Source organism: Nocardia sp. NPDC024068 (genome assembly GCF_040638875.1).
Taxonomy (GTDB): Bacteria; Actinomycetota; Actinomycetes; order Mycobacteriales; family Mycobacteriaceae; genus Nocardia.
Genome location: NZ_JBEZYU010000022.1, coordinates 42,655 through 57,173, shown reverse-complemented (window position 1 = coordinate 57,173; position 14,519 = coordinate 42,655). Strand labels below are relative to the sequence as shown.

The following is a 14,519-nucleotide window of genomic DNA, read 5'->3' as shown; positions in this document are numbered from 1 at the left end:
GCGGATTGCCTTTCGCTTCAGAGATCGAGAACCAGCGATTCGCCCGCGGCGCGGGATACGCAGGTGAGCATGTGGTCGCGACGTTCACCGGCGGTGAGGGTGCGGTCGCGGTGATCGATATCCCCGGACAGGACCCGGGTCTTGCAGGTGCCGCAGAATCCCTGGCGGCAGGAGAAGACCGCGTCGGGGAGTTCCCGCCGGACGGCCTGCAGCGTGGTCTCGGTGGCGCCCACCCGCACTTGGCGGCCGGATCTCGCCAGCGTGATATGGAATTCGCGGCCGTCGCGCACGGGCGGGGCCGAGAAGCGTTCGGTGTGCAGCGATCCGGTCGGGTTCAGTGCGAACAGGGCACGCTGGGCCGCCTCGAGTACAGGTGGCGGTCCGCAGACGTAGACGGCCGCCCCGGGTGTCGCGGTGGCGAGTATCGCCGGAATATCCGGGGTTCCGGCCTCGTCGTCGGGCCGGATCTCGGCGTCCCCGGGGAGTTCGCCGAGAAACGGCATGGTCTCCCGGGATCGGCCCAGGTACACCAGACGCCCACGGTCGCCCGCCGCGCGCACCATCGGAAGGATCGGGGTGATCCCGATTCCGGCCGCGACGAACAGGTACGACGGGGCGGAATCGACGTAGGTGAACGCGTTGCGCGGACCCCGCACGCGCAGGGCCGCGCCGGGCCGCAACCCGTGGACCTCCAGCGAACCACCGGCGCCGTCCGCGATCCGGCGCACCGCGATCCGGTACCGGAAGCGCTCCCGGGGGTCACCGCACAGGGAGTACTGCCGTTGCCGTCCGGAGGGCAGGAATACATCCAGATGGGAACCGGGTCTCCAGGACGGAAGTTGCCCGCCGTCCGGGCGAACCAGGGTGATCGAGACGACGTCCCGGGCTTCCTCGCGTACCGACTCGATCCGGGCCTCGAAGTCGAAACCGCTGCGCCGGACCGGACGCGGTGGCGACAGGGCCGGATTGGTGAACACCATCTTGTAGGCGTCCATGGCGAGACCGAGCAGCCGCAGGCCCGGGGTCGCGGCGGGATCGCGGGTGGTCATGCGCGGGTCGCGGGGGAGTGCGCGAGATAGCGCAGAGCGTTGTCCATCGGCCCCAGCTGGGAGGGGTGGAAACCGGGCCGTAGATACCGCGGCATCTCGGTGAAGAACGTGGTGAAGCTGGGGATGACGCCCCGCAGCGTCGCGCTGACGAACTGCTTGCCCCAGAACCGGCCCTTGGCCGGGCTCGGGTCCTTGCGGTACATGTACGCGGTCGAGAACACGAACAGCGGCAGCAGCAGTCCGCTGGCCAGCAGACCGGTACGCATCCGGCGGGCGTAGCCGCCGTCGACGTGCATATAGGCGTCGAAGACCACACTGCGGTGTTCGACCTCCTCGGCGCCGTGCCAGCGCACCAGGTCCAGCATCGTCGGGTGCATCCCGAGTTCCGCGAGCACCTCCGATTCGAGCAGCCATTCGCCGATCACGGCGGTGAAGTGTTCCATTCCCGCGAAGAGCCCGAGGCGCTCCTTGAGCCACTCCTCTTCGGCCCGGCCGGTCAGTCCGTGATCACCGAGGACGCGGTCGACGAGCCAGGCGACCTTGTCGACGTAGGACTGCACATCCAGGCCGATCGACTGCAGGTGGTCACGGGCGCCCTCATGACTGCCGGCGTGCATGGATTCCTGTCCGATGAAGCCGGTGACCTCTTCCCGGAGCCGTTCGTCCTCGATGAACGGCAGGGCTTCGGCGAGGCAGGTCGCCATGGCGCGTTCGCCCTCGGGTAGTACCAGATGCATCACATTCGTGACATGGGTGGCGAGCACTTCCCCGGGGATGTAATGCATAGGGACGGTCGAGAAGTCGAAATGCACATCGCGGGCGTGGATGGCGTGGGCTTCGTCCCGGTAGGGGCGCGGCGCTGCACTGTCATCAGACATACCGAGAACCGTACAATGCAACAGATTGCATAGCAATGTTGTCGCAACGATTTCTTCCAATTTGTTGCAGAAGGCCCGATCGCTGCTAGCGTGGTGCCGTGTCCGCACCCGCCTCCACCTCGAAAGACCGCCCGATCGCCGACGGAATCGATACCCGCATCCTCGACGCGGCCCGTACGCAGTTCGAGGAAATCGGCGTGAAGAAGACGACGATCGGCGATATCGCCCGGCGGGCCTCGGTCGACCGCGCCACCATCTACCGGCGGATCGGATCCCGCGACGATCTCGTCCGCGCGGTCACCGCGCGTGAGGTGGGAGACCTGCTGGCCGAACTGCAGAGCATCCCCGCCCGGCACGAGGATCTCGGCGCCGTGGTCGCCGATCTGTTCGTCACCGTCATCACTCGCTGGCGGACCCATCGGCTGGTCAACCGGGTGATGACCCTCGAGCCTGGCCGGTTGCTGCCACAGATCACCACCGAGGGCGGGGCCTTCTTCACCATGGCGATCACCACGACCACCGCGCTGCTGGACACGGCGCTGCGGCAGCGGCGGCTGCCGGAGATCGCCGACCTGACCACCCGGGTGGAGATCGCCGCGCGGCTGGTGCACTCCCTGATCCTGCAGCCCGCCGGCACCCTCGATCTGGACTCCGAAACACAACTGGCGGCCTTCGCGCGGACCCGTATCGTGCCGCTGGTATTGGGCTGACGCGCGTCGAGTGGTGCGGCGACGGTACAGGGCTCGCCGCAGCCGACCGACCGACACGGCATGTGGTTCTGCGGAGGCGTCCGTGCGCGGCCGTAGTCTCTGCGGGGACACCGGTCCACGAGAGGGAGTTCGTGATGCTCTCCGATCCACGAAAATCACCGCCGCGGGCCGTGATCCGCACGGTGGAGCGGATTCGCGATGTCCTGCCGTCGCTGCATCGTCGTCTGGTGCCCGGCCATTTCGCGCTCCTGGAGATGGTGGCCGCGGGCTGGCTGTCCCAGGCGATCCACGCGGCGGCGGTCCTGGATATCGCGGGTGCGCTCGCCGACGGGCCCCGCGACGGGGCGGATCTGGCCCGGGCCGTCGGAGCCGACGAGGACGCCCTGCACCGGCTGCTGCGGCTGCTGGCCGGGCACGGGATCTTCGCGCGCCGGCGCGACGGCCGCTACGCGCTCACTCCGTTGGCGCAGGCGCTGCGGGCGGACGCGCCGGTTTCGCTGCGCGACGCGGTGCTGTTCTACGGGTCCGCCGAGCATCGGGACCGCTGGACCCACCTCGTGGACGCCGTCCGCACCGGCAGGCCGACGGTGCATGCCGACACCTTCTTCGCCCGGATCCGCGGCGACCGCGCCCTCGGTGAACTGTTCGAGCGCGCCATGGTCAGCATCGACGGTCTCGGGCAGGAACCGCTGCTGGCCGCCCACGACTTCACCCGCTACGGCACCATCGTCGATATCGGCGGCGGCCGGGGTGCGCTGCTGTCCGCGATCCTGCGGCGCGCACCCGACTGCCGGGGTGTCCTGTTCGACCTCCCGGAGGTCGTCGCCGACGCGCCGGAATGGATGCCCGAGGCGCGACCCGGTGGGCGGTGCACGGTGGTCGCGGGTTCGTTCTTCGACAGTGCCCCCGTGGGCGCCGACGCCTACCTGCTCAAACACATACTGCACGATTGGCCCGCCGAGCGGGCCGTGCATATTCTGCGGACCGTCCGTGCGGCCATGTCCCCGGAGGCCCGCCTGCTGCTGATCGAATTGGTGCTGCCCGGGCACATTCGCCCGCATCCCGGTAACTACATCGATCTCGAGATGCTGGTCCACACCGGTGGCCGGGAGCGGACCGAATCGGAGTACCGCGCGCTGCTCGCCGACGCGGGTTTCACTCTCGTCTCCTGCACTCCCACGGTCTCGCCGGAGAACATCCTGGAGGCCGTCCCGGCGCCGTGACAGACCGGATCAGGCCGGACGCGCGGATCTGGCGCGATGGCGGGCCACGTTCACCCGGTTGGCGCAGCGGTCGGAGCAGAAGCGCCGCCGCCCGTTGCGAGAGGTGTCCACGAAGACCCGCGGGCATTGCTCGCGGTGGCATCGTCCGATCCGGTGGGGTGCTTCGCAGTACAGCTCGGCCAGCCCGGCGGCGGTGTAGGCCTTGACCCGCTCGTCGATCGGCGCGCTCTCGGCGGCGTAGTGCAGGTGCGGTTCCCGGCCGTCGTGGGTCGAGATATACGGGCGGCTGGTGGTTTCGGCCAGGAGCGCGTTGATCGGATCCACTCCGGGAGTGGTGAAAACCTCGTCGAGGCGGGCGGCCCAGCGCCGCAGTTCGGCGGCCTGCCGGGCGGTCACGGTGCCGACCGGCTTGTACCCGGCGTCAGTCAGCAGGGTAGCGGGGTCGTGGTCCGGCGGCGCATTCACCAACCGGGCGGCCAGCTCGGCCGCCGCGCCGCCGTAAGGGTTGAAATGCATAGAACCATTACACCAGACTCGGGGTATGACCATCGTCTGCCTGTCCTGTTCCTGGCCCGCGCCCGGCCTGGTGTCCGCACACGGCGCGGTCCGCTACTGGCGGTGCGTCTGCGGGCAATGGCTGGTAACCGAGGACGACAGGGTCACCGCATCCCCGGGACCCAGCGATCTGGCCGCTCGTCGAATCGGGCACCGCGCATCAGGACCGCCCGGCCGGACAGTCGGGTGATGGACGGTCCGATGGCACACCGGTACGGTCGGTGCATCGAGAGGGAGGGTCCGATGAGAGTGCTCGTACTCGGCGGATACGGGGCAGTGGGACAGCATCTGGTCGGTGTGCTCCGGCACGACGGGATGGCGGTGCGGGTTGCCGGACGCGACCCGGAACGCGCGGACGTGGTCGTCGACCTCCATGAGCCGCGACTGGATTCGTATCGGGCCGCACTGCAGGACACCGATATCGTCGTCAACGCGTCCGGTACCGAGGACCCGGCCCCGGCGCTCGCGGCCGCCGAGCGCGGGTGCGCGTTCGTGGATATCACCGCGTCCACCGAATACACCGCACAGCTGGAGGCTTCGGCACCCGCGGCGCCGGTACTCCTGAGCGTGGGACTGGCCCCCGGGCTCACCACCCTGCTCGCCGCGGCGGTGCACGAGCAGTCGGCGGGTCCGATCGATATCGCGGTACTGCTGGGTGCGGGGGAGCATCACGGCGCGGCCGCCACGGAGTGGACCTACGGGTTGCTCGGCCGGCGTTTCCGCGCCGGGGACGAGACCGTGCGGAACTTCACCCGGCCGCGGACCTTCGAATTGCCCGGCGGGCGATGCCGCCGGATGTTCCGGACCGATTTCGCCGATCAGCACATCCTGACGCGCGATCTGGGTGTGGAGGTCCATACCTATTTCGCGCTCGATTCGCGGGCGGCGACCGCCGCGCTGGCCCTGGCGACGTGGATCCCGGGTGCGTCGCGGATGCCGCGCGGGCTGCCGCTGCCCGGAAGCGACGAATGGATCGTACTGGCCCGCACGGTGTCCGGGCCCGAGGTCTGGGCGCGTGGCCGGGGCCAGTCGCGGGCGACCGCGCTGCTCGCCGCCGCGGCCGTGCGGGCCGCGGCGGGCCTGGAGCCCGGGGTGCATCATCTGCACGAGGTGGTCACGCTCTCCGACCTACCCGGCGATTCGGGGATCGAGACCGGAACGCGCAGCGGTTCCGCGCCCGGGTAGTGTCCGGATCCGATCAGGACTCGGGTGGCAGGATCGGCGGGGCGAACACATCCTCCAGCGGGGTCGGGCCGGTATAGCGGCGGCACTGGCAGCCGATCCATTCCCGCAGCCCGTGCGTACCTCGCCGGGAGGACTCGGCGTGACAGGTCCCGGTCTCCCGGTCGTGCAACGCCAGGTCGTGCCCGCACCCGCACCGGGCGATGAGTTTCTTTGTCCGGGGCACACGCCGGCCGAATCGTCCACAGGCCCAGCCGACGCCGACCAGGCCGGCACCGACGGCGAGGCTCAATGGATCCAACATAAGAGCAGTGTATGTGGATCCAGGGCCGGGCTCGTCCCGGTCGGCCGGGCCGAAATGTCCGACGCCGGCCGGATATCGGTGGGGCGGCCCCGGTTCACGCGGTTTCGAGTGTGGTGTGCACGGGTGTCGCTCCGGTGGTCAGGTCCAGGACGGGGCAGTGCGCGTCGACCGCCGCCTGCAGCTCCGCGTACCGCTGCGGGGTTGCCGGCCCGCTGATCCGGACCCGGACCCGAACCGCCTGGAATCCGGCGCGGACCTGCTCGTCGAGACCGAAGAAGCCCCGGACATCGAGGTCGCCCTCGGCCTCGATGGACAGCTCGTCGACCGTGATGCCCAGCCGTTGCGCCCAGAACCGGTACGTGACGATCTGGCAGGAGATCAAGGCGCCGAGATAGACCTCGACCGGGTTCGGTGCGGTGTCCTCGCCGCCCAGGGCGGGTGGTTCGTCCACCGCGAGACGGTGCAGACCGGCGGTGACAGTGCTGCCGACCGTACCGTGCGGGGTCCCGGCGGCCCGGAATACCACGGCGGCGCCGGCGGGGTTCTCGCGTACCGCTTTCGCGGTGGCTTCGGTGATCTCGTTGAGCGATGTGGTGCCGGTGGTCATGGCGTGACAGTAGGCCCGGGACACCCGGGCAGCGAGGATTGCGCTCACAGGGAAGCGAATTGCCCGGGTCCCGGTGCCGCGAAATCTTCAGAGCAGGGCCAGCAGCAGGCTGACCACGGCGATGGAAACCACCCAGAAGCCGATCAGCAGGCGCCCGGAACCGGGCGGATCGGTGGGGCGGGTTCGCGGAGCGTGGTCGAACATCGCGGTGAGCGCGGGCATGGTGCACCTCCAGAGAAGTGTGACTGCCTGACGAGGGCGGGGTACCCGATCTCACGCGGATAATCATCCGGAACCGGAAACAATCCGGCCGGACGGCCATGTGGCACAAGAAAAACAAACGAGCGGGGCAGCGGTGATCACCGCTGCCCCGCCCGTGGGGACCTACTCGGAGAGGCGGCCTCGGTGCTGTTTCGCGAGGCCGCCTCGGGCGTCATTTCGCCAGGTTGGCCTCGATGGCCTCGATGATGCGCGGCCGCAGTTCGGCGGCGCGGATCACGGCGTCGACCGAACCGACTTCGACCGCACGGTGGATATCGTGCACGCGATCGAATTCCGCGGCGACCTCGCCCAATTTCTCGGTACGGACCGACGACCGGAGTTCGTCGAGTTCCGCGGTGAGGGTCGCACGATCGGTGCCGGACGCGTTCGCGGCCCGGGCCTCCAGATCCCGGACCCGCGAATCGGTCGCGGTGCGTTTGTCGACCTCACCGGCGAACACCACCGCGGCGGCGGGTGCGCCGCCGAGCACCGAGGCGAACGAGCCCTCCAGCGCGAGCACGGTCATATTCGGGTTCAGCGTCTTCGAGAACACCACGAACGCGCCACCGTGGTACCGCGAGATCACGGTGAACACGATGGGGCCCTCGAAGTTCACGATCGCCCGGCCGATCTCGGCGCCGTACTCCAGCTGCAATTTGCGCATCGACTCCGGCGACCCGTCGAAGCCGGACAGATTCGCCAGCACCACCAGCGGCCGGTTACCGCTGGCCGCGTTGATCGCCCGCGCGGCCTTCTTCGACGACCGCGGGAACAGGGTGCCCGCGGTGTAGGTGTCCGGACCGTCGGTGGCCGGGAAACCGCGCCGCGGCACACCGCGTGACTCGATCCCCAGCAGGCATACCGGGATACCACCGAGATGCACGTCCTGGACCACCGAGGTCTCGGCATCGGCCATTCCCGCCCACCGTTCCAGCACCTCGTGGTCCTGGTCGGCGACCGCACGCATGACCGTGCGGATATCGAACGGCTTCTTGCGGTCGGGGTTGGCGGTGGCCGAGAAGATCTCGCCGACCGTGGTGAAACCGCTGTCCGCCATGACATGCGGGAAATCGGAGATATCGCGATCCACCGGATCGGTGGTCCGCGCCCGGCGCGGTGCCTTCTCGCCGGGGACCACGTAGGTGTGGTCGTAGTGCGACATCAGCACGGCCCGGGCCGCGTGCAGGTTCGGCGCCCAGTACTGCGCCTGCCCGTTGGGTCCCATCACCCGGTCGTAGCCGCCGATACCGAAGTTGTCTTCGGCCGAGACGCCGCCGGAGAAGTCCAGGGCCTGCTTACCGGTGAGCACCATGGCCGAATCCGGGGTCATCACCAGGATGCCCTTGGTGTGCATGAGCATGGTCGCCTCGGCGTTCCAGTACGGCTGCGCCCCGACATTGATACCCGCGACCACGATATTGATCTCGCCGCCGTCCTGGGTGAATTCGACGATGCGCTTGAGCGCGGCCGCCACCCAGTCCATGTTCTCGGTGCCGGACGACATCGAGATCCGGGCGCCGGAGGACAGCGCGTACCACTCCAGCGGCACCTGCAGCTTCTCGGCGAGATCCAGTGCCGCGATGACGCGCCGGCATTCCGGTTCCGACAGGGCGCCCAGCGATTTCGTCGGATCACCGAGCAGCACCACCCGGGTGACGCCCTCGGGATGCCGTTCGGTCGGGGTGCTGACCACGCCGGCGACCATCGCCGCGGTATTGCGGCCCCTGGGCCGGTCGACCGGGACCAGCGCATGGTCTGCGTCCAGGTCGTGTTCGGTGAAATCGCCGAGCTGCCCGGTCAGTTCGTAGGGGTAGACCGTATTGCGGCTCCCGGCACGCAGCACCTTCTGGCGGTATTCGTCGAGGGGTTCGACCGGATCGTCGGTGCGGTCCCCGACGGTCACCTCGGTGCCGCCGGTGGCGTCGAAGGTGATCCGCAGTGCGAGCTTCATCAACTCGCCGGACCTCTCGTCGCGCTGGCGCGCGATGAGCAGGATCTCCTCCAGTCCCGATCCCGCCGTCGTCGGCCGGACGCGTTCGACGATGGCCTCGAGTTCGGCCCGGGTGATATCGATCGGCGGCCAGATGTACATCACGATGCGGTTGGTCTGGAAACGCTTGGCCGACGGCCGGCCCGCCTGCGCCCGGCGGATGGAGTCCAGGCAGGTGGCGATGGTGCTCTCGGCGGTGGGCAGCGCGACCAGCCGCCCGTCGTGCTCACGCAACGCGGTCAGATCGCGGACCTGCGCGAAGGCGATGAGGCGCTCGTCGGACTTGTTCTCCTTGGCCACACACCGGAACAGGTAGACCTCGTCGTCGTCCGAGGAGGGCAACCGGGTGAGGTCGAATTTGTGCAGCCGCTTCATCTGCATCCGCTGCGCGATATAGGGATGCAGACCGCGGATCAGCCGTTCCTCGACCATGCCGGTGGCGGTGGGCCGGAAGGTGAAGTGGTGGTGCATCACGGCACTGCCGCTGCCCGCGACGGTCGCGGTGATGCGATGGACCTGGTTGGGCAGCGGATGCGCGGCGAGGACATCCTGCAGCGCCGCCGCCATCGCGTCGAAATCCTCCGGCTGCTTCTCCCAGCCGAGATAGATATCGGCTTCGATGGTCGCGGTGCCCGTCGCCAGTTCGGCGAGCCCGCGCAGCGCGGTGCCCAGGGCATCGAATTTCACCGCGGCCGATACCAGGCTCAGTCCGCGGCGTTCGGCGACGACGAAGGAGGCGCCGTCGACTTCCTGGGTACGGACGTCGGACAGGCCCTTGTTGCCGTAGTAGCGCCGGGTCAGGACCTCCAGCATCACCGTGTTGTCGGCGTTGCCGCGCGACAGCCGCTGGCCGAGCAGGCGCACCAGGGGTTCGGTGCTACGCACCATCTCGGAGATACGTTCGGCGCGATCGGGGCTCGCGGGATTCGCGTCCAGATGGCTGAGGTTCTTGCGGACGTTGGTGTACACCCGGGCGCGGTTACGCCGCAGCAGCGGCTGGCCGTACCAGGCGTACACCAGGCCGCGGGCCAGATCGGCGATTACCGGGAAGCGCACCTGGGTGGCCGCCACCAGCCGCTCGAGCGTGAGACCGACCGGCTCCCGCAGCACGCGGTCCGGGACCGGCTCGCGCAGCCATTCGCGCAGCAGGGTGGTGACGACCGTGACGGTATCGGACGGTCGCTGCTGGGCCAGGAAGATCCGGAACACCGCGGCTTCGAGATCTGGGGTGCGTTCCAGATCCTCGACGCCGTAGTGCCGCAGTGCCGACGCGAGCTTGGCCCGGTACGACTCCGGCAGGCCGGCCCGCTCCACATCGAGACTCTGCAGGTAGGTGTGGAAGTACTCACGGGCGCTGTGGACGTGGCCGTGCCCGCCGTCCTCCTCCCACGACCGGTTGTGGCTCAGTTCGGCGAGATCGGCGAAGACCCGGACGAGTTCGATCTCCTCGGCCAGCGGCCGGCGGTTGTCCGCGACGGCCGCGCGGCGCGCGACGAGATAGTCCTCGACCACCCGGCGGTCGTCGTGCGGGTCGACGTCGAAGCCCATCAGCAGACTGCTCAGATCCTGCTGGCCGCGCAGCAGTTTTTCGTGCGGCCGGGCCTGCGCGGGATCGCCGGGCAGATCCAGTTCGACCGTTTCGGTCGCGGCGGTCTCCGCGTCCTCGTCACCGTCGGCGAGCGGTTCCAGCCGCAGCAGGGGCGCACCGGTCTCGACCTGGGTGCCGACCGTTACGGCGCATTCCTTGAGGCGGGCGCGGAACGGCGCGCGCAGCACCGTTTCCATCTTCATACTTTCCAGCACCAGCACCGGGGCGCCCGCTTCGACCTCGGCACCGACCTCCAGCGGAGTCGCGACCACCAGGGCGGGGGCGGGGGAGCGGACCACACCGCCCTCGTCCCGGCTGACCCGGTGGGTGACACCCTCGACGTCGACGAGGTGGATCGGTCCGTGGGTGCCGGTGACCAGGCGGTACCGGATGCCGTTGACCACGATTTGTCCGGTGTGCCGGTCGAAACGTTCCAGATCGACATCGGCGGTGCGGATATCGCCGGCCGCTTCGATTCCGATCCGGAAGCGATGCGCGCCGATCCGGGCGACCCGCACCCGGTAACCCGCGCCGCGCAATTTGAGGTCGAGCGGCCGGCCGCTCTGGTGCTGCACCTGCGGGCGGCCGCCGGACGCAGTGGACAGCAGCCGCTGCTGTTCGACGTGCTCTTCTTCCTCGTAGGCGTCGATGGCGGCGGCGGCCAGGGCGATGGCGGTGTGCTGGTGGGAGACGAGGCGGCCCTCGCCGCGAACCCGGTCGATCCAGCCGGTATCGGCGCTGGCATCGATGACCTCGGGCTGGTTCAGCAGATCGAGGACGAAACTCTTGTTGGTGGCCCCGCCCTCGATGATGACCCGGGTCTGCGCGACGGCGCGACGGAGCCGGCCCAGCGCCTCGTCGCGGTCGCGGCCGTAGGCGATGATCTTGGCGATCATCGAATCGAAATCTGCGGGGATGGTGTCACCCTGGCTGACGCCGGTATCGACGCGGATACCCGGCCCGGCCGGCAGATCCAGCAGCGCGATCCGGCCCGGGGCGGGCGCGAAATCGCGATCGGGGTCCTCGGCGTTGAGTCGCGCCTCGATGGCGTGCCCGCGTTCGGCCGGCGGTTCACCCTCGAGCCGGCCGCCGGAGGCCACCAGCAGCTGGGCGCGGACCAGGTCGAACCCGGTGGTCGATTCCGTGATGGGGTGCTCGACCTGCAGGCGGGTGTTGACCTCGAGGAAGGCGAACAGCCGATCGCCGGGGTGGTAGAGGAATTCCACCGTCGCCGCCCCGCGATAGCCGACCGCTATCGCCAGACGCTCGGCGGACGCCTTGAGCTCATCGGCCTGTTCGGGCCCCAGCACCGGGGACGCGGATTCCTCGATGACCTTCTGGTTGCGGCGCTGCACCGAGCAGTCGCGTACGCCCAGCGCCCATGCGGTGCCCTGGCCGTCGGCGATGACCTGTACCTCGACATGCCGTGCCCCGGTGACCAGCCGCTCCAGGAATACGATGCCGCTGCCGAAGGCGCGGGCGGCCTCCTGGCTGGTGCGTTCGTAGGCGTCGACGAGTTCGGCCTCGTTCGTGATCACCCGGATCCCGCGGCCGCCGCCACCGGCGGTCGCCTTCAGCATCAGCGGGTAGCCGATCTCGGCGGCGGCCGCGACCGCCGCGTCCACGGTCTCCACCGCGCCGCGGCTCCACGGCGCCACCGGTACGCCGACTTCCTCGGCGATCAGTTTCGCGCCGATCTTGTCGCCGAGTTTGCGCATCGCATCGGCGTCGGGGCCGATGAAGGTCACCCCGATCTCCCGGCAGAGCTCGGCGAAGGCCGGATCCTCCGCGACGAATCCCCAGCCCACCCAGGCGGCGTCGGCGCCGGTCGAGACCAGCGCCTTCTCCAGCGCTTTCAGGTCCAGGTAGGGGCGCGCGGACGCGGGCCCGAGATCGTAGGCGATATCGGCCTCACGCACGAACGTGGCGTTGCGGTCGACATCGGTGTGCAGCGCGACGGTTTCGATCGGGCGTGCGGTCTCCGCCGCGAGATCCCGGACGGCGTGGATGAGGCGCATCGCCGCCTCACCTCGGTTCACGATGGCGATACGGCTGAACACTCGCCCGTCTCCTTCCTCTCCTATGTGCGGGCCCGGTCGACGGGCGAGCCGGTTGTGGCTCTCGCTCTGCGTAGTGTGCACCCTCACTCCGCAGAAATGCACGGCGAACGGGTGCTACTGGCGCGTATCATGCGTTGCCGGCTTCCAGCGGCCCCATCACGGCGGTGTGAACGGGGTGCCGAGAGATCTCCGACCGTGGTCCGGCGCTGCTCCCGTGGGGCGCCCCGGTGTCGCGGGAAAGCGGCGATCACCCGGTCACTGTGCAGCTCACCCTACCGTCGTGACCATCTGGAGCCGGGTACGCCGCACGCGTCGCTGCGTCCGCGCGCCGACGGTAGCCGGGCCCGCCGGCAGATCGGCGTGGAACGGGTGCTGAATGCGCTCGGCGAACACTGGGAACCGATTCGTATCCCCGGCGCTCCGTGACCGCTCACCGCTCACCGCTCGATCCGTGCGACCGGACCCACCCGGTGGCCCCCGCTCGGATCGGCGTAGCGCGCACCGGTGAAAGCGTGCAGCGAACGCGCCATCTCCGCCACCACCCGGTACATGGCCTCGACCGCTGCCGCCTCCTCGGGATCGTCGGTCCAACTCTGCGGGGTGCCGGTGCTCATCGGTTTCCTCCTGTGCGGGCGATGCCCGGGTATCGGGTGTGATGGTCGGTGCGGCGCTGGAAGGCGTCGCCGGCCCGCAGCACCGCGGCCTCGGCGAAATGGGCGCCGGAGATCGACATCGACAGCGGGGTGCCCGCGGCGGACAGTCCGATCGGGACGGCCAGCGTCGGATTGCCCAGCGGATTCCAGTACGGCGTATGCAGGGACGGGAGAACACCCAGCGGGTCGAGCGGGTCCATCTCCGCGAGCGCGGGTGCGCCGAGATGACCGGTCGGGGTGACGACCAGGTCCACGGTGCCGAGCAGTTCGGTCATCCGCTGCTGTGCGATCCGCCGGACCCGCTGTGCCTGGACGTAATCGGATCCGCCGACGCCCGCTCCGCCGGCCAGGATGATGCGGGTCGGACGGCCGTAGTCGGTCCAGCGGGTGCGCAGGTCCTCCCGGTGGTAGGCGTGTGCCTCGGCCAGCATGACGACGATATCGATCGCGGTCAGTTCCTGGTACATGGGCAGCTCGACCGGGACCACGGTCGCCCCGGCCGCCCGCAGCGTGTCCACCGCCGCGGTGAACAGGGCCGGTTGGGCCGGGTCGATACCGCCGCCGGCGTACCGGTCCAGATCGTCCACGCCGATGGTGACACCGTGCAGGTCACCGGTGAGCGCGCCGGGGTAGTCGTCGATCGCCGCCGTCGCGCTGTAGGGGTCGGTGGCGTCGTATCCGGCGAGGGCGGCGAGCACGACCGCGCAGTCGGCGGCGCTGCGGGCCATCGGGCCGATATGGTCCAGCGTGTAACCGAGGGGCACCACACCGGATTTCGGCACCCGGCCGAAGGTCGGTTTCAGGCCGGTGATCCCGTTGAACGCCGCGGGGATGCGGATACTGCCCGCGGTGTCGGTGCCGATCGCGGCGCAGAACATCCCGGCGGCGACGCCGCTGCCCGAACCCGAACTGGATCCACCGGCCCAGCGTGTGGTGTCCCAGGCGTTGCGCGGCACCGGGAACGGTTTGTCCGGGTCGGGCGCGCCGATGGCGAATTCCATCGTGGTGGTCTTGCCGGTGACGATCGCGCCGGCCTGTTCCAGTCTGCGGACCACCGCGCAGTCGCCGATCCCGGCGCCCCATGCCGGGTCCAGCACCAGGCTCTGCGCGGTCGTCGGACCGCGCGAGTGCGCGAGAATATCCTTGACGCCCAGCGGGATGCCCTCGAGCGGTCCCAGCGGCAGGCCCGCCGCGATTTTCTCGTCGGCGCGGGCGGCGGCGGCCCGGGCATGGTCGTCGAATCGGGTGAGATACACACCGATCTCGGCGTCGGCGGAGTCGGCGGTGGCGAGGGCTCGTTCGACGAGTTCGGTGGCGGTGATCTCGCCACGCCGCAGGGCCTGGGCGGCGGAGGTGAGGGTCGGCAGGGTGGTGGCGGGTGCTGCGGTGGTCATGATGTCCTCGTTCTCGCGGTCGGACGGTACTTCTGGGTGAGGAAGCGCTGCGGGGACGCTCCGGA

At 69.6% G+C, this 14,519-nt stretch carries 13 protein-coding genes; 4 read left to right on the top strand and 9 right to left on the bottom strand.

Annotated features, from left to right (window positions below; translation table 11 throughout):
• Window positions 1–17: 17 nt before the first annotated feature.
• Window positions 18–1,049, bottom strand: a complete 1,032-nt coding sequence (locus AB0F41_RS18470; RefSeq protein WP_357425264.1) for a PDR/VanB family oxidoreductase — start codon at window positions 1,047–1,049, stop codon at window positions 18–20.
• Window positions 1,046–1,927 (bottom strand): metal-dependent hydrolase, encoded by an 882-nt coding sequence (locus AB0F41_RS18465; RefSeq protein WP_357425262.1) that lies wholly within the window; start codon window positions 1,925–1,927, stop codon window positions 1,046–1,048. The genes AB0F41_RS18470 and AB0F41_RS18465 overlap by 4 nt, the downstream gene beginning before the upstream one ends.
• A 98-nt stretch (window positions 1,928–2,025) precedes the next feature.
• On the opposite strand from AB0F41_RS18465, the gene AB0F41_RS18460 reads away from it, so the two are divergent.
• The gene (locus AB0F41_RS18460) at window positions 2,026–2,637 is read left to right on the top strand and encodes a helix-turn-helix domain-containing protein (protein ID WP_357425260.1); all 612 of its coding nucleotides are present in this window, start codon (window positions 2,026–2,028) and stop codon (window positions 2,635–2,637) included.
• Between the two features lie 134 nt (window positions 2,638–2,771).
• Window positions 2,772–3,860 (top strand): methyltransferase, encoded by a 1,089-nt coding sequence (locus AB0F41_RS18455; RefSeq protein WP_357425258.1) that lies wholly within the window; start codon window positions 2,772–2,774, stop codon window positions 3,858–3,860.
• A gap of 9 nt (window positions 3,861–3,869) precedes the next feature.
• Here the strand turns inward: AB0F41_RS18455 and AB0F41_RS18450 are convergent, their stop codons facing one another.
• Window positions 3,870–4,376, bottom strand: a complete 507-nt coding sequence (locus tag AB0F41_RS18450; protein WP_357425256.1) for a CGNR zinc finger domain-containing protein — start codon at window positions 4,374–4,376, stop codon at window positions 3,870–3,872.
• 25 nt (window positions 4,377–4,401) lie between these two features.
• On the opposite strand from AB0F41_RS18450, the gene AB0F41_RS18445 reads away from it, so the two are divergent.
• Both AB0F41_RS18445 and AB0F41_RS18440 read left to right on the top strand, forming a co-directional pair.
• Window positions 4,402–4,605: a hypothetical protein gene (locus tag AB0F41_RS18445; RefSeq protein ID WP_357425254.1), complete on the top strand. Its 204-nt coding sequence runs from the start codon at window positions 4,402–4,404 to the stop codon at window positions 4,603–4,605.
• Between the two features lie 53 nt (window positions 4,606–4,658).
• On the top strand, window positions 4,659–5,600 hold the full coding sequence (locus AB0F41_RS18440; RefSeq protein ID WP_357425252.1) for a saccharopine dehydrogenase NADP-binding domain-containing protein: 942 nt from the start codon (window positions 4,659–4,661) through the stop codon (window positions 5,598–5,600).
• Between the two features lie 13 nt (window positions 5,601–5,613).
• Here AB0F41_RS18440 and AB0F41_RS18435 read toward each other — a convergent pair whose 3' ends face one another.
• From AB0F41_RS18435 to AB0F41_RS18410, 6 genes are all read right to left on the bottom strand, one after another.
• Window positions 5,614–5,901 (bottom strand): hypothetical protein, encoded by a 288-nt coding sequence (locus AB0F41_RS18435; RefSeq protein WP_357425250.1) that lies wholly within the window; start codon window positions 5,899–5,901, stop codon window positions 5,614–5,616.
• 94 nt (window positions 5,902–5,995) lie between these two features.
• A complete protein-coding gene (locus AB0F41_RS18430) occupies window positions 5,996–6,508 on the bottom strand; it encodes an OsmC family protein (RefSeq protein WP_357425248.1) in 513 nt (170 codons plus the stop codon).
• Window positions 6,509–6,595: 87 nt separating this feature from the next.
• Window positions 6,596–6,730 (bottom strand): hypothetical protein, encoded by a 135-nt coding sequence (locus AB0F41_RS18425; RefSeq protein WP_357425246.1) that lies wholly within the window; start codon window positions 6,728–6,730, stop codon window positions 6,596–6,598.
• A gap of 211 nt (window positions 6,731–6,941) precedes the next feature.
• The gene (locus AB0F41_RS18420) at window positions 6,942–12,407 is read right to left on the bottom strand and encodes a carboxyl transferase domain-containing protein (RefSeq protein WP_357425244.1); all 5,466 of its coding nucleotides are present in this window, start codon (window positions 12,405–12,407) and stop codon (window positions 6,942–6,944) included.
• 437 nt (window positions 12,408–12,844) lie between these two features.
• Window positions 12,845–13,021 (bottom strand): hypothetical protein, encoded by a 177-nt coding sequence (locus AB0F41_RS18415; protein WP_357425242.1) that lies wholly within the window; start codon window positions 13,019–13,021, stop codon window positions 12,845–12,847.
• Entirely contained in the window at window positions 13,018–14,454 is a 1,437-nt protein-coding gene (locus tag AB0F41_RS18410) for an amidase (RefSeq protein WP_357425240.1), read from the bottom strand. Before AB0F41_RS18410 ends, AB0F41_RS18415 begins: the two co-directional genes overlap by 4 nt.
• Window positions 14,455–14,519 lie beyond the last annotated feature (65 nt).